The following is a 22,436-nucleotide window of genomic DNA, read 5'->3' as shown; positions in this document are numbered from 1 at the left end:
AAGCCCCTAAACCTGCCATAATATGCGTTCAACCTATAAAATGCATTTTGAAATTTCAGAACGAAAAGTTTTGCTTTTTGCTTTTGATGCTATTTTCCTTTTGTCTGCATTGTATTTTTTAAGTTTCTTTTTTGACTATCATTATTTTGCTTTAGAAATTGAAATTATTTACAGACCCATTATACTTATTGGTTATTTGTTCATTTTTGGAACAATTTTCGAAATGTATAATTTACAGGTCGCAAGTAATCAGTTTCAAATACTTAAAAGTGTTGTTCTCTCAGTTTCTACAACCGTTCTGGTATATTTACTTACACCAGTTTTATCTCCAGAACTTCCAAAGCAGCGATTAATAATATTGATTTTTTATTTAACAATATTACTGGTTGTGTTATTATGGCGTTCCTTTTATGCATTATTTCTGGCATCACATCGTTTTTCGCAAAATGTTGTTTTAATATGCGATCAAGGTGAAGTAGAAGAATTAGTGTTAGGATTAGAAAATGTTGACCCACATTATAAAATTATAGGGTTTGTTAATTCTGATTCACTTTCGACAACAAATTCTGATTTTCATTATGTAAAAGAAATTGATAAAAGTGAATTAGAAGATTTTGTAGTCAAAAACAGCGTTTCAGAAATTGTAATTGCTTCCCAAAAAACAGATGGAATTACTGCCGACTTATACCAGCAATTACTTCATTTACTGGAATCCGGAAATGTTATTAGAGAATATACTCAGGTTTATGAAAGTAAAACACAACGTATTCCGGTACATTATATAGCCCGTGATTTTTATCGTTTCTTTCCTTTCAGCCGCAGCAATAACAATAAATTGTACTTGTTTTTAATACGTTTTATAGAACTCTTGTTCTCTTTTGTCGGTTTAATAATCTGCACGGTTTTCATTCCCTTTATTTTTATCGCCAATCTTATTGGAAACAAAGGCCGTCTTTTTTATACGCAAGATCGTGTTGGAAAAAATGGCAATGTTTTTAAGATTTATAAATTCAGAACCATGATTGAAGCTTCTGAAACAAATGGTGCTGTTTTTGCCGTTTTTAATGATAAAAGAATTACACCCTTTGGCAAATTCATGCGTAAATCCAGAATAGATGAATTACCGCAGTTTTATAATGTTTTAAAAGGAGATATGGCTGTCATTGGTCCAAGACCTGAAAGACCATTTTTTGTGGAGGAAATAGCCAGAGTAATGCCTTTTTACGAAACTCGCCATGTAATAAAACCCGGACTTACCGGTTGGGCACAAGTAAATTACTCCTATGGAGAATCGATTGATGAGAGTTTGATAAAACTACAATACGATTTATACTACATCAAACATAGAAGTGTTTTCCTTGATTTAAGTATTACTTTTAAAACAATTACGACTGTTTTATTTTACAGAGGCCAATAAATTATTAGATTATTATTGGTATACGTTTTACGTTTCGTATCACAACTCTTACCAAGACAAAACCACTTGTAATGATCATTGGCAGTACAATTAAAAAATGTGCCTTATTGATCATAAATAAGCTGTAAACTACTAGAAAAATTAAATGTAAAACAGCAAACCTATAAGTCCATCTTTTGTTTTTTGCGATCGAAAAGAAAATCAAAAGCAGTAAAAGCGGACTAAATAGTAACACGTTATAATTCATCGCCAGTTCTTGGTGAAAAGAATAAAATCCAACCGAAACAAAAAAGATTCCCATTAAAGATAAAATCAAAAGATAGATTTTGTCTACAACTTTGTTGTGTACAACAACCACAACCCCTAAAATAAACAAATAAGTATAAATGTTATTCCACCAAGAAGTTGGAGTTTCTTTTTCAAAACTTAAAAGGGTTTTACTCTTTCCTGCTAAAAGGCGACCTTGAAAAGTCGTTTCGTCTAAACTGTTTTTTAAATCAAAAGGAAGAAAAATTCTGGTGGCTAATTGATCAACTTTAGTTCCAAAAATAATACTGGTTCCTAATTGATCATAAAAATGCCCTTTAAAATAAGGAAACAAAACAGAGCGATAAGTTTTATCAGTATCATTCTTTTTTACAATTACATTCCCGCCTAAAGTTGAATTGATAACATCAACAACCATTGATGTACAATTTTTATCAATAAACTTATAAGTGTAGTAACGTTCTTCCGATAATAAAACAGTATTTAGTTTGTCAAAAAGCTTCTGTTTTAATTCAGGGGAAAGAAGTAATTCCTGTTCAAAAACACTTCTTTTTTCATAAGTATAATCATTTAGAAAATCCGCAAATGAATGAGCAACTACAAAATACTGCAAGTCGCCTTTTGTAAATTTGGCAACAAAATTTGGCGTTCTAAAATCAAAAGCACCGTAATTGTAAACTACGTCAAGATTGTTTATTGGGTCTGCAACACGAATGGCTGTATGTCCAAAATAAGAATACGTTTCATTTCCTAATCCGCAGGTAATGACACTTATTTTAGCATATTTTGATAATGGGATATTTTGAGCAAAGCCAATGGTAAAACTTAGTAATAATAGTAAACTAAAAAGTGTTTTTTGTAAAAGGACTTTTTTCATAATTTAAAATTTTAAGAAGTTTATTATCTAAAAATACCAAGATCAACTTTTATAGAGAAAATATTCGAATACAAAGCTGCACTTTGATTTCCTAAATCAGTCAAAGCGTAATCAATCTGAATGCCTTTGTATTTAAATCCAAGACCAATGTTGGGCTGAAAACTTAATTTTTCAGTATTATCCAGCTGCATTACATTCTGAAAATTTCCCGCTCCGGCTCTTAAAAACACAATATCTGTATAGCCAAATTCAAAACCAAGTGCAGGATCAATACTCACAACTTTAGACGAAATAATATCGTTTGTCTGTTCAAAACGCATGTTTAAATTTCCTGCTGCCAAAAGACTGTAATCATCATGAAATTCGAATTTTTTAGAAACCCCCAATTGTGCTTTTGGTAAAGTAATTTCAGTACTTTCTGGTAATTCATTGTTTTCTCCCGGAATAGCATTGGCAATTTTTGCATATTCTTCTTCATCAATATTCCAAACATTATAAGTTGTTGTAATATCACGAAGCATTAATCCGAATTTCCAGTCGTTATGTTCAAACTGAAGTCCGACATCAAAACCAAAACCCCAAGAATTGGCAAATTTTCCAATCACTCTTCGAATGATTTTGGCATTTACACCATATTGAAATCCTTCAACAGGAAGTTTTCTTGCGTATGAAAAAGTAAAACCATAATCGGCAGTAGAAAATAGACGAATTCTGTTATAATCAATACTTCCCTGACTGTCGATTAATTGCGTCGTATCCATAATGTCATCGACACCAAAACGAATCATCGAAATTCCCCAGGCACTTCGATCATCAATAGGACTTGCGTACCCAATAAAGTCGTATTGCGCAATATTGGCAAAATAACTGGCATGCATTAACGAAACTTGATGATCTTCCAGATGCGTTAAACCAGCCGGATTCCAGTAAACAGCATTCACATCATTTGTAGAAGCCGTCACAGCACTAGACATTCCTAACGCTGCCGCATCGACACCAATATTCATAAACTCATTCGAATATTTTCGAACGGTTTGTGCATATTGCGAAGTAAAACTCCAAAATAATAAAAACGCAGAAAGTTTTTTCAAAAGCTGTTTTTTTGCAGACGAATGCCTGTTTTTAATTTTCATCAAAAATATAATATTTTACCCATCTAATTTCTTCCTTTTTAGAAATATTGCGAAAGTTAAAATTTCAAATAAAAAACAATTGCGAAAACACGTTTTTCATGTGCATATTATGCTAAATTTGTTCTCCAAGATTATCAAAATTTATAAAACATGAATATCAAAAAACACATTCCGAATTTAATTACATTAATTAATCTTTTTTGTGGCTGCATTGCAATAGTTTTTATTTCTGAAGCCAACTACGAAATGGCTTTTTACATGGTTTGTTTAGGAATCTTTTTTGATTTTTTTGATGGTTTTTTCGCCAGATTATTCAAAGTTTCAAGCCCGCTTGGATTGCAGTTAGATTCTTTGGCAGATATGGTAACTAGCGGAGTTGCTCCAGGTTATGTTATGTACAGTTTGTTTACAAACAGCGCACACGAATTAGGAACAAATGCTTTTATTCCGTTTTTAGGATTTATCGTGACTTTAGGTTCTTGTTATCGTTTAGCTAATTTTAATATTGATACACGTCAGACAGATTCATTTATAGGATTGCCAACTCCGGCAAATTCTCTTTTTATTTTGAGTCTTCCGTTAGTTTTAAAGTTTTCAGATTCTTTATTATTGCTTGAAATCCTGACAAACCAATACGTTTTATTAGCAATCACTTTATGCAGTGCCTATATTTTGAATGCCGAAATCCCATTGTTCTCTTTAAAAGTTAAGAAGTTTAATTTAAAAGATAATGCTTTGCAGATCGTATTTCTTTTGATTTCTTTCGTTTTACTTTTATTATTCCATTTCGGAGCCGTTCCATTAATCATCATTTTTTACGTTTTACTATCGATCGTAAATAATTTGTTTTTGAAAAAAAAGTAGTTTTATTCGAATGGCAAGAAAAACGACTTATCGTAAAACATATTCAAGAAAACCCGCAGGAAGATCATTGCTAAGCAGGCTTTTTCGATCTCTTTTATTAATTTTCTTTGCGCTTCTTTTCATTGGAATTGTTTATCATTATCGAAAAGGACTAGCTTATTATTTAGGATTTAAATCAGAAAAAGTTTTAGATGAAGATGAGGTAGACAAACATCTTTCTGATGTGAGAAATATTCGTGTTCTCGAAAATCACAAAGGAAAAGTGGTTGGAATTGATGTGTCTGAGTTTCAAGGAAAAGTCGATTGGGATGAAGTTGAAATCCTTGACGAAAAATATCCAGTACAATTTGTTTTCATTCGCGCAACTGCCGGCAACGATCGCGTTGATGGTCAGTTTAAACGTAATTGGGAAGGCGCTAAAGAAAATAAAATCATGCGCGGCGCTTATCATTATTATCGCCCAAATGAAAACTCAATAGAGCAGGCCAATCTTTTTATTAAAACCGTAAAATTGCAAAAAGGCGATTTACCTCCCGTTTTAGATATAGAGAAATTACCAAAAAATCAACCTCTGGACAGTTTAAAAAAAGGTTTAAAGCGTTGGTTAACTAAAGTGGAAAAACATTATCAGGTGCGCCCGATAATTTATTCAGGAGAAAGATATTATTCTGATTTCTTAAAAGAAGAATTTGGAGAATATTTGTTTTGGATTGCCAATTACAATTTCTACAGAGAAAAAATTGAAGATGACTGGCTGTTTTGGCAGTTTACAGAAAAAGCTTCTCTGCCGGGAATCAAACATCGAGTTGATGTTAATATTTACAATGGTGATTTAGAACAGCTGCAGTTTATTACTGTGGAGTAGTTTTCAGTCACAGTCGCAGTTTTCAGTTTGACTGATATTATCATCTGGATAATAATCCCAGTACAGCTATTGAAAGTAAGGCTAAAATAATTAAAGCAGAAAAAGGATTGGCAAAATTAATGGTGTAACCCATAGATGGTATTCTTTTAGGAGGAAATAATCTGCTGTCTTTAGGGTTATAGTAAAAACAGAACAAATACCAATTGTTTGGATCTTTGTGCCAATTGTCGTAATCTTCCTGAGTTGGTTTTTCTGAATTCATATCTTTAAAAGTTTTCAGTCACAGTTTTCAGTCGCAGTCAAAAACTGAAAACTGCGACTGAAAACTGAATACTTCTTAAAACTCCAATTTCTTTTTACGAAGTTCGAAGTTTTGCCCAAGATAAACACGGCGAACCATTTCATCTTCAACCAATTCTTCCGGAACTCCCGCTTTCAGGATTCCTCCCTCAAACATTAAGTATGTTTTATCTGTAATCGCTAAAGTTTCCTGAACGTTGTGATCCGTAATAAGGATTCCGATATTTTTATTTTTTAGCTGTGCTACAATTCTCTGGATATCCTCAACCGCAACCGGGTCAACTCCTGCGAAAGGCTCATCCAATAAAATAAATTTTGGATCTGTTGCTAAGGCACGGGCAATCTCAGTACGACGACGTTCTCCTCCAGAAAGTAAATCTCCGCGGTTAGTACGAATATGTTCTAAACTGAATTCTTCAATCAAACTTTCCATTTTAGCAATCTGCTCTTCTTTAGAAAGTTTAGTTAATTGTAAAACACTTAAAATATTATCTTCAATACTTAATTTTCTAAAAACAGAAGCTTCCTGTGCCAAATAACCAATTCCTTGCTGTGCACGTTTGTACATAGGATAATCGGTAATATTTAAATCATCAAGATAAATGTTTCCTGAATTTGGTTTTACCAATCCTACGATCATATAAAAAGAAGTTGTTTTTCCGGCACCATTTGGCCCCAAAAGTCCAACGATTTCTCCCTGATTTACTTCAACAGAAATTCCTTTTACAACACTTCGGCCTTTGTAGGTTTTGATTAAATTATCGGCTCTTAGCTTCATTTGTTTTAATTAGATAATATCTTAATTAGATAATGTGTCAATTTGATAATTAGATAATTATTATCTCTGTTGGCAAAATAAGATAAAATAAATTAATCAATTAAACGAATTAACATATTGTATGAAAATTATCTAATTGACTAATTATCTCATTCTCTAATTATTTGCCTTGTTCTTCTAAAGCTTCCCAGAATTCGTAAGCTCTTCTTAAATGCGGAATTACAATTGTTCCTCCAACAAGAGTTGCGATTCCCATTGCTTCCATCATTTCTTCTTTAGAAACACCTTCTTTATAACTCGTTTCTAAATGGTATTTTACACAGTCGTCACAACGCAAAACTGTCGATGCAACTAAACCTAAAAGTTCTTTTGTTTTTACATCAAGAGCTCCTTCTGCATAAGCATTAGTGTCAAGGTTAAAAATTCGCTTTACAATTTTGTTATTGTCAGCTAATAGTTTTTCGTTCATTTTAGAACGATAGTCGTTAAATTCTTGAATTAATTCAGACATTTTCTTTTAATTTATTTCTATAAACAATCCTTGAAATCAGGATACTTACTTCGTAGATAAGTAACATTGGTATTGCAACAATAGTCTGGCTCACCACATCTGGCGGAGTCACAATTGCAGCAATAATTAAGATAATTACAACAGCATATTTCCAATATTTTCTTAAAAAATCAGGAGTTACTAATCCTAATTTAGTTAAGAAATAAATGATAATTGGCAGTTCAAAAAACAATCCGCTGGCCAGGATACTCGTTTTTACCATTCCCATATAAGAGTCTAAAGTAAATTGGTTGATTACCATTTCACTGATAGAAAAAGTAGCAACGAAATTCACAGACATTGGTATTACCACATAATAACCAAATATTACTCCTAAAAAGAAAAGAAGTGAAGAAGTGAATATAAACACTTTAGCATTTTTTCTTTCTTTCTCATAAAGTGCAGGGCTGATAAATTTCCAAAGTTCCCATAAAATATAAGGGAAACTTAAAATGAATCCAGCCAAAAGACACATCCAGACAAATATATTTACCTGCCCTTCCATTTCAGTATTCTGAATAATAAAGTTTAGTTTGGTAATGCAAATGCTGTCTGCAAAGCCTAATTGATGTGATAAATCACAAAACCAGACATAAGTAAAAAAACTAGGTCTTGTAGGTCCTAAAATAATTTGATCAAATAAATAATCACTGATAAAATAAGTAACAAATGCCATAATGCATATTGCAATTGTACTTCTAACTAATAACCATCTTAGTTCTTCAAGATGGTCTAAAAATGACATCTCGCCAAGGTTTTTCTTTGCCATTATACGATTCCTTCTTTTAAAATGTCATGTAAATGTAATACTCCTTTGTACTCGCCGTTGTCAGCCACGATAAGCTGTGTAATAGAAAAATCTTCTAAAATATTTAAAGCATCAACCGCCATAGTTTCTGAAGACACTAATTTAGGATTTTTAGACATAATATCTCTTGCAGTTAAATCCGCAATAGTATCTACGTCATTTAGCATTCTTCGGATGTCTCCATCCGTAATAATTCCAACAATTTTATTGTCTTCAATTACCGCAGTTACACCTAATCTTTTTTCAGAAATTTCAAAAATTGCTTTTTTGATTGAAGTATCTGGAGAAACAGCAGGTTTTAAAGAATGCTCGATCATATCTTTTACACGAAGCAAAAGTTTTTTCCCTAAAGCACCACCCGGATGATAAACCGCAAAATCCTCTGGTTTAAAATCGCGCATTTCCATTAAACAAACTGCAAGGGCGTCGCCCATTACAAGTTGTGCTGTTGTACTGTTTGTTGGTGCTAAATTTATAGGACAGGCTTCTGTGTCAACTGTTGTGTTTAAAACATAATCAGAACCTTTAGCTAAAAATGAAGTTACATTTCCGGTAATAGCAATTAAGGTATTCCCAAAACGTTTTAATAACGGAACCAAAACTTTGATCTCCGGACTGTTACCGCTTTTTGAAATACAGATAATGATATCGTCATTTTGTATCATCCCTAAATCACCGTGAATTGCTTCTGCAGCATGCAAAAACATTGAAGGTGTTCCGGTGGAGTTAAAAGTAGCCACCATTTTTTGAGCAATTATGGCGCTTTTTCCTATGCCGGTAACGATCAATCGGCCTTTAGTTTCGTAAATACGTTGTGTTGCTTCGAAGAAATTTTCGTCCAGAAAATCAATTAATTTTATAATTGCTTCACTTTCAGAGAGTATGGTTTTTTTGGCGATTGCCAGTATATTTTCTTTTGAGATCAAAACAGAATATTTAAAATTTGTATGTATAAAAGAAAGTTGTATCTTTATGTGTTGCAAATTTATACAAAAATATCCATTTAAATAAAGAATGAATTCAAACGAAATTGAAATACACAAGGAATTAAAGAAGTATTTCGGCTTTAGCCAATTTAAAGGCTTGCAGGAGCAAGTCATTACGAGTATTTTAGGTAAAACGAATACTTTCGTAATTATGCCTACGGGCGGCGGTAAGTCTCTTTGTTATCAATTACCCGCTTTAATTCAGGACGGAACAGCAATTGTTGTTTCTCCTTTAATTGCTTTGATGAAAAATCAGGTAGATGCGATTCGAAGCCTTTCTTCAGAAACCGGAATTGCGCATGTGCTGAATTCCTCTCTTACCAAAACAGAAATTGCACAAGTAAAAAAAGACATTAGTTCTGGTTTAACCAAACTTTTATATGTTGCTCCCGAATCTTTAACGAAAGAAGAATATGTAGCCTTTTTACAAAGTGTACCTATTTCTTTTGTTGCGATTGACGAAGCACACTGTATTTCAGAATGGGGACATGATTTTAGGCCGGAATACAGAAACCTCAGAAGTATTATTAAACAATTAGGTAAAGTGCCAATTATTGGTCTTACCGCTACTGCAACCCCAAAAGTTCAGGAAGATATTCTTAAAAATCTGGACATGTCTGATGCAAATACTTTTAAAGCATCATTTAACAGACCAAATTTATATTACGAAGTACGTACGAAAACGAAAAATATCGAATCAGATATTATTCGGTTTATCAAACAACATAAAGGCAAATCTGGAATTATTTATTGCTTAAGCCGTAAAAAAGTAGAATCGATTGCCGAAGTTTTACAAGTAAACGGAATCAGCGCGGTTCCTTACCACGCAGGTTTAGATGCAAAAACGAGAGCAAAACATCAGGATATGTTTTTGATGGAAGATGTTGATGTCGTTGTAGCAACAATCGCTTTCGGGATGGGGATTGATAAACCAGACGTTCGTTTTGTAATTCACCACGATATTCCAAAATCATTAGAAAGTTATTATCAGGAAACGGGGCGTGCCGGTCGTGATGGAGGCGAAGGACATTGTTTAGCTTATTACTCCTATAAAGATGTAGAAAAGTTAGAGAAATTCATGTCCGGAAAACCAGTTGCAGAACAGGAAATTGGTTTTGCACTTTTGCAGGAAGTTGTGGCTTACGCCGAAACCTCAATGTCGCGTAGAAAATTCCTTCTGCATTATTTTGGAGAAGAATTCGACAGCGAAACCGGAGAAGGTGCAGATATGGACGATAATGTTCGTAATCCAAAAAATAAAATTGAAGCCAAAGAACAAGTGGTCAAATTACTTGAAATTGTTCGCGACACAAAACATATTTATAAATCAAAAGAAATTGTGTTTACTTTAATTGGCCGAATCAATGCGGTAATTAAAGCACACAAAACAGATATTCAGCCTTATTTTGGTTCAGGTTCAGACCATGACGAAAAATATTGGATGGCTTTATTGAGACAAGTTCTTGTAACCGGATATTTATCAAAAGATATCGAAACATACGGTGTGATCAAAATTACACAAGAAGGTTTAGATTTTATCAAAAAACCGGTTTCATTTATGATGTCTGAAGATCATGAATACAGCGAAGCCGATGACGAAGCAATAGTAGCGTCAGCAAAATCAACTGGAACTGCCGATGAAGTTTTAATGGGAATGCTTCGTGAACTTCGTAAGAAAGTAGCCAAAAAATTAGGCGTTCCTCCATTTGTTGTTTTCCAGGATCCTTCTCTTGAAGACATGGCTTTAAAATATCCTATAACATTACAAGAATTATATAATATTCATGGTGTTGGTGAAGGAAAAGCTAAAAAATACGGCGGCGAATTCGTTACGCTTATCAGCAGATATGTTGAAGACAACGACATTATTCGTCCAGACGATTTAGTTGTAAAATCTACCGGAGTAAACTCTGCCAATAAATTATACATTATTCAAAATATCGATAGAAAACTTCCATTAAGTGATATCGCTTCCGCAAAAGGATTAACGATGGATGCTTTAATCAAAGAAATGGAGCAAATCGTATATTCTGGAACAAAATTAAACATCAAATACTGGATTGACGATATGCTAGACGATGATCAGCAGGAAGAAATCCACGATTATTTCATGGAATCAGAATCAGATAAAATCGAAGACGCCTTAAAAGAATTCGACGGTGATTATGATATCGATGAATTACGTTTAATGCGTATTAAGTTTATTAGCGAGGTCGCTAATTAAAAAAATAAATAAATTCCAATTTTTTTAAATTCCAAATTCCAAAAAAAGCAATAGTAAAATATAAATTCCAAATTCCAAGCAATCTAAAGCATTGGAATTTGGAATTTTTTTATTGGAATTTCTTCAAGTTTGGAATTTTACTCAGTATAAACTTCCCCGCGATGCGGTTTCAAAGCATCTCTTACCTGAATCATATTTTCATCAGTTACAACCATAAAAGCGATTGCCTGCATTTCGTTTATGATTGTAAAACCCGTAATATTTAAAGGTAATTTTTCGATTGCGATATATTCTTTTAGGTGAATTTCATGATGTTCTGCAGTTTTTGCAGCAACCGGACCACGGAAATCCCAAATCAGTTTTATTTTTCTAGACATTTTTTTTATAGGTGCAAAGGTTCAAAGAAGCAAAGGTACAAAGGTTAGTTTGAAAAAAAGGTTCTGAGGTTCTGAGTTTTTTCTCTAGAGACGCACTGCAGTGCATCTAATCGCTGTTGATAAAAATCTTTTTAATCCAAATAATCTGTGGCTAAAAAAGAACAAAGATCACAAAAATGTTAAGTATAAAATCTGTTTATATCTGCGTAAATCTGTGAGCAAATTTTACAATTGATAAAATCTCATTTCAAAATAGTACTTTTGCATCTTCTTTTCATAGAAAGAAAAGCTAATAGAATAAATAATATACAATGCCAAGAGAACTTTTACTTCAGGTAACGCCGGAAATTGCAGCAAACGAATCGCTGCTTAAAGACTATTTGTCTAAACAAATAAAAGTTTCTCCGCAGGAAATTCAGCATATAACCATTTTAAAACGTTCGATTGATGCGCGCCAAAAAGCGATTAAAATCAATTTGAAAGTTATTATATATTTAAAAGGAGAAGCTTTTCAGGAAACTAAAATTGAGCTTCCTGTTTATAAAGATGTTTCTTCTGCACAGGAAGTAATTGTGGTTGGCGCAGGCCCGGCCGGACTTTTTGCTGCCTTACAATTAATTGAATTAGGCTTAAAGCCAATTGTAATTGAACGTGGAAAAGATGTTCGCGGACGCCGACGTGATTTAAAAGCAATAAATCGTGAACATATCGTAAACGAAGATTCTAATTATTGTTTTGGAGAAGGCGGAGCCGGAACGTATTCTGATGGAAAATTATATACCCGTTCTAAAAAACGCGGCGATGTAACTAGAATTTTAGAACTTTTGGTAGCCTTTGGTGCTTCAGAAGATATTCTGGTCGAAGCGCATCCACATATCGGAACTAATAAACTTCCGAAAATTATTGAAGATATTCGAAATAAAATTATTGAGTTTGGTGGTCAGGTTTTGTTTGATACCAGAGTTACTGATATTTTGGTGAAGAATAATGAAGTTGAAGGAATCGTAACTCAAAACGGAGATAAGATCCTGGCTAATAAATTGATTTTAGCAACCGGACATTCGGCTCGTGATATTTTTGAATTACTGGATAAAAAGAAAATTTTAATCGAAGCCAAACCTTTTGCATTGGGAGTTCGTGCAGAACATTCGCAGGAATTAATCGACAGTATTCAATACAGTTGTGATTATCGTGGCGAACATTTGCCTCCGGCACCCTATTCAATTGTAAAACAAGTAAACGGACGAGGAATGTATTCATTCTGTATGTGTCCGGGTGGTGTAATTGCGCCTTGTGCGACAAGTCCGGGCGAAGTGGTTACAAACGGCTGGTCGCCATCTAAACGTGATCAGGCAACGGCAAATTCTGGAATTGTGATTGAGTTGAAATTAGAAGATTTTAAACCTTTTGCAAAATTTGGTGCTTTGGCGGGAGTTGAATTCCAAAAAAGTATTGAACAAAAAGCCTGGCATTTGGCTGGAAGAACCCAAAAAGTTCCGGCTCAAAGAATGATCGATTTTACCCAAAATAAAGTTTCGGCTGATATTCCAAAAACATCTTATGTTCCGGGAACAACTTCGGTTGAAATGGGACAGGTTTTTCCGGGATTTTTATCACAGATTTTACGTGAAGGTTTCAAGGAATTTGGTAAATCAATGCGCGGTTATTTAACTAATGAAGCCATTTTACATGCCCCGGAAAGCAGAACTTCGTCGCCAGTTAGAATTCCGAGAGATGCTTATACTTTAGAGCATTTGCAGATAAAAGGTTTATATCCGTGTGGAGAAGGAGCGGGTTATGCGGGAGGAATTATTTCTGCAGCGATTGATGGTGAAAAATGTGCTTTAATGATTGCTGAATCTTTGAAGTAACTTGTCATTTGGCTTTCTGATTATTAAAATTTGTAATATATTTAGTTTTAATAATTATATCCCCAATGAAAAACTTTTTCTCCAATCTATTTAATAGAAATAACGATCCAAAATCGATTATTTCTTTTGATGTTATAGATCCAATTTATTCTTATTTATATAATGAAAAATCCAATCTTGAATTTAAAGTAAAAGGAATTCAGGATAATGTCTCTGTTAATTTATTTTATTTTCCCGGTTCATTAGATCATGAAGAGGTCCAATTGGAAATTAAAAAAGCAGGTTTCAATAATTCTTATGAAGTTTTAAATGAACTTTATAAAAAAATGAATATTGGTATTCTTTCTGATGAAATGATTCAGGAAGGATTAGAGTATGATTTTATACACATTCAGTTTTATTCTGAGCCTACTTCTGATGAAAAAAAGTTCTTTAAACGTTCCATAAAAAATTTCATTATCTTTTTTTGCGGTACGAATAGTTTAGAAATCAATGATTTTAAAATTCTGTATTCAGGAACACATTTCTTCGATTATACAAAAGGTTTGCTGGAAAGTGAGCTTTTAGATTTTAATAATCCAAAGAATGAAAGTCAGGAAATTGGAGTTAAAAATTTGAAAATAGTATTGCAGGGAATCTGCCAGTATTTAAATATAGAAATCCCGCAAAGTGTTGAACTTCCTTCATCAGAAAATTTAATAGAGAATGAAGAAGTTACAATAAAAACGTTTGAAGAGTTTGTCAAATTAGTTTCAAGAGAAAATATCGAAGATAAAGAACTTAAAAAGTTATCAAAAAAACTTTTCAAAAATTACCAAAAAGATTCTAGTGAATATCACACCATTGTTGAAGGACATTTTGATTTCTTCGAAAACATAAATGCCTGGAACAGCGACTGGAAATTTGATCCCGAAGATGCTGAGTATTTCATTTCTGAAATGATTGGTGAAGATTTAAATTTTGATTATCCGGAAGAGACTTATAGCCACGATTTGTTTCCATACATTCAATCGGCTTTAGAAAAGCGTGGTTTTGAATTGATGAGTTATAATACAAATGGTGATAATTATTTGTTTTTTATTGCTAATAAAGAAGATGTTGGCAGGATTTTAGAATTATCAGAATTGACTAAAATTGAAATTGATAAGTTGTAAATTATTCAGTTCAGTTTGTCATTTCGAGGAACGAGAAATCTTCGCAAGTAGCTCGACAAAGATTAACGATTTTAGGGACGGAGTTTCTTGCGAAGATTTCTCGTACCTCGAAATGACAAGATTAAGGTGAAAACTGAGACTGAAAACTGATTACCGGCACGCCCAGATTATTATTTACGGAATCAAAATAATTTTTCCTGTACTTTTTCTACTTTCCAGAAAATCATGCGCCAGTTTTCCTTCTAATAATTTAAAAGAAGTTGGTTCTGAAAGTTTAATTTTTCCTTCAATAATCCAATTGAATAATTGAGTGGCGCGTTTAATTCTTTCTTCTTTAGAATTTAAATAACTCCATAAATCGCCTCCGGTTAAAGTTTTTGAACCATCCATTAACATTCTTGGATCTACAGGTTCAGGGTCGCCGCCAGCCATTCCGAAGAAAACTACCTGACCGCATTCTTTTGTTACTTCGAAACTTTCTTTTAAAGTACTTCCAATACTGTCGTAAACAGCATCAACGCCATTTTGGGCAACTTTAAAAACCTGAGATTTCCAGTCGTCATTATAAAGAAAAACATGATCTGCACCCTGATCAAAACCAACTTTTGCTTTTTCGGCAGATGAGGTTAACCCAATAACAGTTGCGCCCAGAAGTTTACTGATTTGTGTTAGAATTTGTCCAACTCCGCCGGCAACAGCGTGAATTAAAACCGTTTCGCCTTTTGCAGTTTTATGACTGTCTGTTGCTAAATAATGCGCTGTTAAACCTTGTAATAAAACAGAAGCAGCGGTTTCAAACGAAATATTTTCGGGCAAAGGAAGAATGTGATTTATATTTACGGCAACCAATTCTGCATTGGCAAAAGGAGCATCGGCGAAAGCCACACGATCACCAACTTTATATTCAGGATGATTATTAGCATCTACAACAATTCCTGCACCTTCGTAACCCGCGATAAAAGGCGGATTTCCTTTTAAATGATAATTTCCTTTTCGTCTGTAAACGTCAGCAAAATTTAATCCGATGGCTTTCATCTCGACTAAAATTTCATCGTTTTTTAATTGCGGATTAGGGATTTCGATATATTCTAAAACATTTGAATCTCCAAAAGTGGAGAAGGTAAGTGCTTTCATTTTTAATTAATTTAGAATACAAAGTACGGTAAAAATCAAAAAATAAGCCTCACTTAAAAAGTTAAATGAGGCTTATCGATTTCTTTTTTTTGCCACAGATTAAAAGGATTATTAAGATTTTTTAAGTTCGAAACTAAAATATAATCTGTGAAAATCCTTTTAATCTGTGGCAAAAAACAAATTTATATCTTAGGAAATTTCATTTCATTAAAAGTGCTTTTTTGTTTTGCTAAAGCTTCAACATCCTGCCATTTTCTTGGAGATTCTGCTGAAAGATTTTCGTAGGAATCTTTTTTGATTAAAATATCATCTTCGATGCGAACACCAATATTCCACCATTTTTTATCACATTTGCTGTTTGCCGGAATATAAATTCCAGGTTCAACAGTCAAAATCATATTTTCTTTCAGCGTTCCCATATAATTTCCTTTATCATGAACGTCTAAACCAAGAAAGTGAGAACAACCGTGCGGGTAATAAATTCTGGCATCTTTAGGATCTGTAATAATTCCTAGCTTAATTAATCCAGCTGCTACGACTTCTCTCGATCTTTTAGTTAAATCCTGAATAGGAGTTCCTTCTTTGCAAAGTTTAAAAACTTCTTCCTGAGCATCATAAACGATTTGATAAATTGCTTTTTGCTCTTCGGTAAATTTTCCATTTGCGGGAATTGTTCTGGTAACATCGGCAGAATAACCATGATATTCAGAGCCAACATCCATTAATAATAATTGATTGTCGATTTTTACGGCGTTGTTTTCTCCGTAATGCAAAATACATCCGTTTGCTCCGGCACCAACAATTGGCGGATAACCTTCATCTTCGGCACCATATCTTCTGTGAATATAAGCGTGAATTCCGTCGGCTTCGTTTTCGCTCATATCCGGACCAACTGCTTTCATAACTTCATTATGTGCAACACATGAAAGTTTTACTGTTTTGCGCATTAACACCATTTCTTCGGGAGTTTTTATTTCGCGAAGTGAATTGGTAATGTTAGTAAACAATGTTACAGAAGCTTCATTTTCTTTTTCAATTCCGGCTTTAGTTTTGAAAGATTGTAATAGGGAATATAAGTTGTCGATATTTTTACTGCTTTCAACATCTGTTGGAATATTGTCGTAAATGATTTTGTCGAATTTTTTAAAATCAATAGCAAAATCGTTGAAATCTTTTCCATTATAAACTGTTGTAAAACCTAATTTAGATTTTGCACCTTCAACTCCTAAACGTCTTCCTGTCCACATTTCTCTGTTCGCATTTCGTTCTCTTACAAACAGCACTTCATTATATTTTTCAGTTCCCTGTTCTTCTTTAAAAATCAATAAAACGGCATCTGGTTCTTTATAGCCTGCCAGATAATACATATCTGGATTTGCGTGGTAATTGTAATTAACGTCTTTTGAAAAAACTCTTTCCGGATAAGAAAAAACTATAGCTATTGAATTAGCCGGCATTAGATTTCTAAAAGCTTCGCGGCGGCCTTTGTGAAATTCTTTCGAAAGATAATCTGTTGGAAGGTTTTCTTGTGCCTGAATTTGGAATGCACTAATTAAGAAGGCAAAGAATAAAAGAAATCGCTTCATTTTTTTGATTTTTTATTGATGATTTTTGGTTTTTTGGAATGATGCAAATTACGAAAAAAATAGAATCACCTATTATAATTTAAGAGTTTGGTTAATAATGTTTTAAATAAAATGGCGTAAATTAGAGATCAGAATATTACAATTTGGCTGATAGTAAAGTAAAATTTTTTTAGCCAAAGTTTCTAACAAGGTATGAATATTGAGAAAGTGATATTGCAGGATAATTTAATCTTCAAAAAACAAAATATATTAATTTTTAAAAAGTAAATTTTATGAAAAAGTATACAATTGCAATCGTATCGGTTTTAACCTTATTAATAACTTCGTGTATGGCGTCAAAAGATACAAAAGGCACAGCCAATATTTATGATACAACTTGGGAATTAGAATATATTTCGGGGCCAAGAATTGCTTTTGAGGGATTGTATCCAAATAAAAAACCGCAGCTTACTTTTGATGAAAAAGAAAAAAGAGTTTATGGAAATAACGGATGTAACGGTTACAGTGCACCTTATACTTTAAACGGAAAATCTTTAACTTTTGGAGAAGCGGGACCGACTACAATGATGTTTTGTGAAGGCGGCGGAGAACAGCAATTTTTAAAACAAATTAAAAATGTTACAAGCTATTCTATTGATAAAGATGGAAAACTAAATTTAATTCAGGACAAAATTCCTGTAATGCGATTTAAAAAAGTGGCTAAACAATAGTTTTAAAATCTATAATATAAGAAAAGGGGAAATGAAAATCATTTCCCCTTTTTTATTAACTGTTGTTTTGTTTCTTTTTCAGTTTGTCTTTAAAAACTTTTTCAAATTTTTCTATTTTCGGCTGAATCACCATTCTGCAATACGGCTGATTTTTATTGTTTGCATAATAATTTTGATGGTAATCTTCGGCTTTATAAAAAACTTTAAAAGGCTCGATTTTCGTTACAACCGGATTACTGTACACTTTTGCTTTGTTTAATTCGGCAATAATGCTTTCGGCAGCTTTTTTCTGTTCGGCATTTTTGTAGAAAATCACAGAACGGTACTGCGTTCCAACATCAGCGCCCTGACGGTTTAAAGTTGTGGGATCGTGAACAGTAAAAAAGACTTTAAAGATTTCATTAAGATCCGTTACGTTTTTGTCATACGTAATTTGTACAACTTCGGCATGACCGGTTTCTCCCGTACAGACTTCCTCGTAAGATGGATTTACAGTTTTTCCTCCAGAAAATCCCGAAACAACAGATTTTACTCCGTCCAGATTTTCGTAAACAGCTTCAACGCACCAATAGCATCCTCCGCCAAGTGTAATAGTTTCGTAATCTGGTTTTTTATTTTGTGAAAAACCGCTTATTGATAAAGCAAAAAGGCAGATTAAAAGTATATTTTTCATTTGTATATTATTTATTATCAGGAATAAAATCAAGAGCAATCGAATTCATGCAGTAACGTTTTCCGGTTGGTTCCGGGCCGTCATCAAACAAGTGGCCTAAATGTCCGCCGCAGCGTCCGCAAAGCGCTTCGATTCTCTCCATTCCAAGTGAATTATCATTTTTATAAACGACGCTTTTTTTGTTGTCTTGTTCAAAAAAACTAGGCCATCCGCAGCTGCTCGAAAATTTAGCGGTCGATCTAAAAAGTAAGTTTCCGCAAGAAGCGCAGTAGTACGTTCCTTTTTCGTCTGTGTTCCAGTATTTTCCGGTAAAAGGCCTTTCGGTATCCGCCTCACGCATTACGGCATACACATCTTCGGGCAAAACCTTTTTCCATTCGGCGTTGCTTACATTTAGTTTTGTCGTATCGGTGTTTGAATAATAAGGATTTCCGGGTTTACTTATTTTGTTTTCCATAGTAACCGTTTTTGCAGGTTCTTTTTTTGTGTTTTGTCCGCATGCCTGTAAAATAAAGAGCGGAATTAAAAAGCAAAGGCTAAAAATTAAGTTTTTCGATTTCATAAATTTTTGGATCATTTATCTGAATTTCAAAGATACGATGAGATTTTGCTTAGAAATGTCGCCTACATTACAATTCAGATATATTTAAGTATGTTTTAACTTTTTATTATTTACGTAAAACCAACAGCTGTAGTTTTTATATCTTATTTTTAGCGGATTTTTGTTCTGAAATAAAACATAGATTGTTGTAAATCAAAATATTATAAAAAATAATCAGTAGTTAAACTTTTCACAATGTTTTCTAGGATTTTATAGCCATTTCTTTTTTCGTATTTTTGCTTTATCAATACGCCTTATGACAGAAGAAAACGTAATATTAGTTAATCAAAACGATGAACAAATTGGCTTAATGCCAAAATTAGAAGCACATGAAAAAGCAGTTTTGCACCGTGCCTTTTCGGTTTTTATTTTAAACAATAAAAATGAAATTATGCTGCAGCAGCGTGCTCACCATAAATACCATTCTCCTTTACTGTGGACAAATACTTGCTGCAGTCATCAACGCGAAGGTGAAACGAATATTGAGGCAGGAAGCCGAAGATTGTTTGAAGAAATGGGTTTTAAAGCAGATTTAAAAGAGCTGTTTCATTTTATTTATAAGGCTCCTTTTGATAATGGTTTAACAGAGCATGAATTAGATCACGTTATGATTGGCTATTATAATGAAGAACCTAATATAAATCCCGATGAAGTAGAAGACTGGAAATGGATGAGTATTGAAGATGTTAAAGCAGATATTGAAAAACAGCCCGAAATTTATACCGTATGGTTTAAGATAATTTTTGATGAATTTGATCATTATCTCGAAGACCATAAATTATAACCAAACCAACCAAAGACCTAAATGAGAGTAACCATATCAAGAAAAGCGCATTTTAATGCTGCACATCGATTGCATAGGAAAGATTGGTCATTAGAAAAAAACAATGCCGTTTTTGGAAAATGCAATAATCCCAATTTTCATGGTCATAATTATGGTTTAACAGTAAGTGTTACAGGAAAAATTGACCCGGAAACTGGTTTTGTTTTAGATGTGAAAGTATTAGCGGATATTATACTGGAAGAAGTAGAAATTCCGTTTGATCACAAAAACCTGAATCTGGACGTTCCGGAATTTCAGGATTTGAATCCAACTGCAGAAAATATTGCCGTTGTGATATGGAATAAAATTAGAAAAAGAATTCAGCCCGATTTTGATTTAGAAATCGTGCTTTATGAAACAGACCGCAATTTTGTAACTTATAAAGGAGAATAATAAATGTCATTAAAAATAGGAGATATAGTTCCGAATTTTACTGCAAAAGATAGTCACGGAGAAGTTTTTGAAAGCAAAAGTGTTTTAGGACGAAAACCTTTAGTGATTTATTTTTACCCAAAAGATAATACACCAGGCTGTACAACAGAAGCTTGCAGCTTTAGAGATCAATACGAAGATTTTTCAGCATTAGGTGCAGAAGTAATTGGTATAAGTGCCGATAGTGTAAAATCGCATCATAAATTTGCTAATAAACATAATCTGCCATTCATTTTGCTTTCTGATCAGGATAAAAGATTGAGACAGCTTTTTGGTGTGAAAAATAATCTATTCGGACTTTTGCCGGGAAGAGTAACTTTTATTATTGACAGGAACGGAGTGGTTATTTATATTTTTGACAGTATGAATGCCGCAAAACATATTCCGAAAGCGCTGGAAATAATAAAAGAATTAGTATTGTAGATTTAGAAAATAGTATTACATCATTGTTTAATTAATAATATTAGCCGAAAAACTTAAAAAATTATGAAACCAGAAAAATTATATCCCCTTCAATTTGAACCAATCCTTAAAGAAAGAATCTGGGGTGGAGAGAAATTAAAAACATTATTAAACAAACCAATCACTTCTAAAATTACCGGTGAAAGCTGGGAATTATCTACAGTCGAAGGCGATGTAAGTACTGTTGCTAACGGAGACTTAAAAGGAAAATCGTTAATGGAGCTTATTGATGAAACTCCAAATGAAATTTTAGGAACGAGAGTTTACGAGCGTTTCGGGAAACAATTCCCATTACTTTTTAAATATTTAGATGCACGCGAAGACCTTTCAATTCAGGTTCATCCTAACGATAAATTAGCAAAAGAACGTCACAATTCATTTGGTAAAACCGAAATGTGGTACGTAATGCAGGCTGATACTGATTCCAGAATTATTGTAGGTTTTAAAGAAAACTCCAGTAAAGAGGAATATTTAAAACATTTACATGATAATACTTTAGTTTCTATTTTAGATGGTGTAAAGGCAAAAGCCGGAGACGTTTTCTTTTTAGAAACAGGAACTGTTCACGCAATTGGTGCCGGTTTAGTGGTTGCCGAAATTCAGCAGACATCTGATATTACGTATCGTTTATACGATTTTGATCGTGTAGATGCTCAGGGAAATAAAAGAGAACTTCATGTAGATTTAGCACTTGATGCAATTAACTACAATAAAGTTGATACACAAAAGAAATACGATACAAAAGCAAATACATCAAACGTAGTTGTTGATTGTCCTTATTTCACAACAAACCTTATTCCGTTAGAAGATAAAGTAGAAGTTTCTAAATCTGGAGAAACATTTACGGTTTATATGTGTATTGAAGGAAGTTTTGAAATCGAATACGACGGATTTAAACATACTTATATAAAAGGAGATACTGTTTTAGTTCCAGCTGCGATAAATGCATTTAATTTAAACGGAAAAGCTTCAATTTTAGAAATTTACATTTCATAGCACTTAATCTAAAGATTATGTGTATTTTTGCAGACGCAAATTAAAATTATAATAAAAATGGCAAACGTTAAGAATTTAAAGAAAGACATCAATTTTGTATTAGGAGATATTATTGAGGCAGTTTATTTGTTTGAGATGTCTACAACAGGAAATCCTACTCCGGAAACGAATGCTTTAATCGATGAAGCTATCGCTGCATTTGATACTTTGATTACAAAAGTTAACGCTAAAAACGTTGAAAATAAAAAAGCACACTTCAAACAAATCAATGTTGAATTAGAACAAACTGCTAATCAATTGATTGAAAAAATCAACGCATTGTAAGCAAAAAAAAGTGTAAAAAAGTGCAAATTTATTTTGGGAAAACGAAAAACCGCTTTATATTTGCACCCGTAATGAGGCCGATGTAGCTCAGCTGGCTAGAGCAGCTGATTTGTAATCAGCAGGTCGTGGGTTCGAGTCCCTCTATCGGCTCAACGGAAAACCATCACAGAAATGTGGTGGTTTTTTTAATTATAGAGAGAGGTGTGAAATTATTTTTGGAAATA

The 22,436-nt window shown here is 33.2% G+C and carries 24 protein-coding genes and 1 tRNA gene; 13 read left to right on the top strand and 12 right to left on the bottom strand.

Going from position 1 to position 22,436, the window contains the following annotated elements; translation table 11 throughout:
- Positions 1 to 22: 22 nt before the first annotated feature.
- A complete protein-coding gene (locus tag FLAPXU55_RS20395) occupies positions 23 to 1,417 on the top strand; it encodes an exopolysaccharide biosynthesis polyprenyl glycosylphosphotransferase (RefSeq protein ID WP_180860845.1) in 1,395 nt (464 codons plus the stop codon).
- 4 nt (positions 1,418 to 1,421) lie between these two features.
- Here FLAPXU55_RS20395 and FLAPXU55_RS20390 read toward each other — a convergent pair whose 3' ends face one another.
- Together FLAPXU55_RS20390 and FLAPXU55_RS20385 are read right to left on the bottom strand one after the other, a co-directional pair.
- The gene (locus FLAPXU55_RS20390; protein WP_180860833.1) at positions 1,422 to 2,561 is read right to left on the bottom strand and encodes a lipoprotein N-acyltransferase Lnb domain-containing protein; all 1,140 of its coding nucleotides are present in this window, start codon (positions 2,559 to 2,561) and stop codon (positions 1,422 to 1,424) included.
- 23 nt (positions 2,562 to 2,584) lie between these two features.
- Entirely contained in the window at positions 2,585 to 3,652 is a 1,068-nt protein-coding gene (locus FLAPXU55_RS20385; protein ID WP_452124547.1) for a putative type IX sorting system protein PorV2, read from the bottom strand.
- A 192-nt stretch (positions 3,653 to 3,844) separates the two neighbouring features.
- Here FLAPXU55_RS20385 and FLAPXU55_RS20380 point away from each other — a divergent pair, with 192 nt between their 5' ends.
- Both FLAPXU55_RS20380 and FLAPXU55_RS20375 read left to right on the top strand, forming a co-directional pair.
- Complete coding sequence (locus tag FLAPXU55_RS20380; RefSeq protein ID WP_053470910.1) at positions 3,845 to 4,558, top strand: CDP-alcohol phosphatidyltransferase family protein; 714 nt, start codon at positions 3,845 to 3,847, stop codon at positions 4,556 to 4,558.
- A 10-nt stretch (positions 4,559 to 4,568) separates the two neighbouring features.
- Complete coding sequence (locus tag FLAPXU55_RS20375) at positions 4,569 to 5,423, top strand: glycoside hydrolase family 25 protein (RefSeq protein WP_180860830.1); 855 nt, start codon at positions 4,569 to 4,571, stop codon at positions 5,421 to 5,423.
- Between the two features lie 40 nt (positions 5,424 to 5,463).
- Here the strand turns inward: FLAPXU55_RS20375 and FLAPXU55_RS20370 are convergent, their stop codons facing one another.
- The 5 genes from FLAPXU55_RS20370 to FLAPXU55_RS20350 all read right to left on the bottom strand — a co-directional run bounded on the left by FLAPXU55_RS20370 (position 5,464) and on the right by FLAPXU55_RS20350 (position 8,785).
- Positions 5,464 to 5,685 carry a DUF5808 domain-containing protein gene (locus FLAPXU55_RS20370; protein WP_180860828.1) on the bottom strand — a complete coding sequence of 74 codons (222 nt, stop codon included), beginning with the start codon at positions 5,683 to 5,685 and terminating at the stop codon, positions 5,464 to 5,466.
- A 75-nt stretch (positions 5,686 to 5,760) separates the two neighbouring features.
- The gene (gene lptB, locus FLAPXU55_RS20365) at positions 5,761 to 6,501 is read right to left on the bottom strand and encodes an LPS export ABC transporter ATP-binding protein (RefSeq protein ID WP_053470913.1); all 741 of its coding nucleotides are present in this window, start codon (positions 6,499 to 6,501) and stop codon (positions 5,761 to 5,763) included.
- Positions 6,502 to 6,661: 160 nt separating this feature from the next.
- Positions 6,662 to 7,012, bottom strand: coding sequence for a carboxymuconolactone decarboxylase family protein (locus FLAPXU55_RS20360; protein ID WP_053470914.1), 351 nt, complete (start codon positions 7,010 to 7,012; stop codon positions 6,662 to 6,664).
- Positions 7,005 to 7,820, bottom strand: coding sequence for a twin-arginine translocase subunit TatC (gene tatC / locus FLAPXU55_RS20355; RefSeq protein ID WP_180860825.1), 816 nt, complete (start codon positions 7,818 to 7,820; stop codon positions 7,005 to 7,007). Before tatC ends, FLAPXU55_RS20360 begins: the two co-directional genes overlap by 8 nt.
- Positions 7,820 to 8,785, bottom strand: a complete 966-nt coding sequence (locus FLAPXU55_RS20350) for a KpsF/GutQ family sugar-phosphate isomerase (RefSeq protein WP_053470941.1) — start codon at positions 8,783 to 8,785, stop codon at positions 7,820 to 7,822. The genes tatC and FLAPXU55_RS20350 overlap by 1 nt, the downstream gene beginning before the upstream one ends.
- 88 nt (positions 8,786 to 8,873) lie before the next feature.
- Between FLAPXU55_RS20350 and recQ the strand changes: the two genes are divergently transcribed.
- Positions 8,874 to 11,069 carry a DNA helicase RecQ gene (gene recQ, locus FLAPXU55_RS20345; protein WP_053470916.1) on the top strand — a complete coding sequence of 732 codons (2,196 nt, stop codon included), beginning with the start codon at positions 8,874 to 8,876 and terminating at the stop codon, positions 11,067 to 11,069.
- Between the two features lie 137 nt (positions 11,070 to 11,206).
- Here recQ and FLAPXU55_RS20340 read toward each other — a convergent pair whose 3' ends face one another.
- Entirely contained in the window at positions 11,207 to 11,446 is a 240-nt protein-coding gene (locus FLAPXU55_RS20340; RefSeq protein WP_053470917.1) for a hypothetical protein, read from the bottom strand.
- A 311-nt stretch (positions 11,447 to 11,757) separates the two neighbouring features.
- Here FLAPXU55_RS20340 and FLAPXU55_RS20335 point away from each other — a divergent pair, with 311 nt between their 5' ends.
- Together FLAPXU55_RS20335 and FLAPXU55_RS20330 are read left to right on the top strand one after the other, a co-directional pair.
- The gene (locus FLAPXU55_RS20335; RefSeq protein ID WP_180860822.1) at positions 11,758 to 13,317 is read left to right on the top strand and encodes an NAD(P)/FAD-dependent oxidoreductase; all 1,560 of its coding nucleotides are present in this window, start codon (positions 11,758 to 11,760) and stop codon (positions 13,315 to 13,317) included.
- Positions 13,318 to 13,382: 65 nt separating this feature from the next.
- Entirely contained in the window at positions 13,383 to 14,471 is a 1,089-nt protein-coding gene (locus FLAPXU55_RS20330; protein WP_180860820.1) for a DUF6630 family protein, read from the top strand.
- Between the two features lie 174 nt (positions 14,472 to 14,645).
- On the opposite strand, the gene FLAPXU55_RS20325 is transcribed toward FLAPXU55_RS20330, so the two are convergent.
- Together FLAPXU55_RS20325 and FLAPXU55_RS20320 are read right to left on the bottom strand one after the other, a co-directional pair.
- Positions 14,646 to 15,605 carry a quinone oxidoreductase family protein gene (locus FLAPXU55_RS20325; protein ID WP_180860817.1) on the bottom strand — a complete coding sequence of 320 codons (960 nt, stop codon included), beginning with the start codon at positions 15,603 to 15,605 and terminating at the stop codon, positions 14,646 to 14,648.
- Between the two features lie 182 nt (positions 15,606 to 15,787).
- Entirely contained in the window at positions 15,788 to 17,191 is a 1,404-nt protein-coding gene (locus tag FLAPXU55_RS20320) for an aminopeptidase P N-terminal domain-containing protein (RefSeq protein ID WP_180860814.1), read from the bottom strand.
- Positions 17,192 to 17,463: 272 nt separating this feature from the next.
- Between FLAPXU55_RS20320 and FLAPXU55_RS20315 the strand changes: the two genes are divergently transcribed.
- The gene (locus tag FLAPXU55_RS20315; protein WP_053470922.1) at positions 17,464 to 17,901 is read left to right on the top strand and encodes an META domain-containing protein; all 438 of its coding nucleotides are present in this window, start codon (positions 17,464 to 17,466) and stop codon (positions 17,899 to 17,901) included.
- A gap of 55 nt (positions 17,902 to 17,956) precedes the next feature.
- Here the strand turns inward: FLAPXU55_RS20315 and msrA are convergent, their stop codons facing one another.
- The gene (gene msrA / locus FLAPXU55_RS20310; RefSeq protein ID WP_180860811.1) at positions 17,957 to 18,574 is read right to left on the bottom strand and encodes a peptide-methionine (S)-S-oxide reductase MsrA; all 618 of its coding nucleotides are present in this window, start codon (positions 18,572 to 18,574) and stop codon (positions 17,957 to 17,959) included.
- Between the two features lie 7 nt (positions 18,575 to 18,581).
- Complete coding sequence (gene msrB, locus FLAPXU55_RS20305) at positions 18,582 to 19,136, bottom strand: peptide-methionine (R)-S-oxide reductase MsrB (RefSeq protein WP_180860808.1); 555 nt, start codon at positions 19,134 to 19,136, stop codon at positions 18,582 to 18,584.
- A gap of 295 nt (positions 19,137 to 19,431) precedes the next feature.
- Here msrB and idi point away from each other — a divergent pair, with 295 nt between their 5' ends.
- The 6 genes from idi to FLAPXU55_RS20275 all read left to right on the top strand — a co-directional run bounded on the left by idi (position 19,432) and on the right by FLAPXU55_RS20275 (position 22,362).
- The gene (gene idi / locus FLAPXU55_RS20300; RefSeq protein ID WP_180860805.1) at positions 19,432 to 19,959 is read left to right on the top strand and encodes an isopentenyl-diphosphate Delta-isomerase; all 528 of its coding nucleotides are present in this window, start codon (positions 19,432 to 19,434) and stop codon (positions 19,957 to 19,959) included.
- A gap of 21 nt (positions 19,960 to 19,980) precedes the next feature.
- Positions 19,981 to 20,391: a 6-carboxytetrahydropterin synthase gene (locus FLAPXU55_RS20295; protein WP_053470926.1), complete on the top strand. Its 411-nt coding sequence runs from the start codon at positions 19,981 to 19,983 to the stop codon at positions 20,389 to 20,391.
- Between the two features lie 3 nt (positions 20,392 to 20,394).
- Positions 20,395 to 20,853, top strand: coding sequence for a peroxiredoxin (locus tag FLAPXU55_RS20290; RefSeq protein ID WP_053470927.1), 459 nt, complete (start codon positions 20,395 to 20,397; stop codon positions 20,851 to 20,853).
- 63 nt (positions 20,854 to 20,916) lie between these two features.
- On the top strand, positions 20,917 to 21,888 hold the full coding sequence (locus FLAPXU55_RS20285; protein ID WP_053470928.1) for a type I phosphomannose isomerase catalytic subunit: 972 nt from the start codon (positions 20,917 to 20,919) through the stop codon (positions 21,886 to 21,888).
- Positions 21,889 to 21,945: 57 nt separating this feature from the next.
- Positions 21,946 to 22,212, top strand: a complete 267-nt coding sequence (locus tag FLAPXU55_RS20280) for a hypothetical protein (RefSeq protein WP_012022371.1) — start codon at positions 21,946 to 21,948, stop codon at positions 22,210 to 22,212.
- Positions 22,213 to 22,288: 76 nt separating this feature from the next.
- Positions 22,289 to 22,362: transfer RNA gene (locus tag FLAPXU55_RS20275), tRNA-Thr, on the top strand.
- Positions 22,363 to 22,436 lie beyond the last annotated feature (74 nt).

Source organism: Flavobacterium panici, assembly GCF_903819335.1.
In the GTDB taxonomy this organism is placed as follows: domain Bacteria; phylum Bacteroidota; class Bacteroidia; order Flavobacteriales; family Flavobacteriaceae; genus Flavobacterium; species Flavobacterium panici.
Note: the sequence above shows the minus strand (reverse complement) of the source record. Positions and strands in the feature narration are given on the sequence as shown.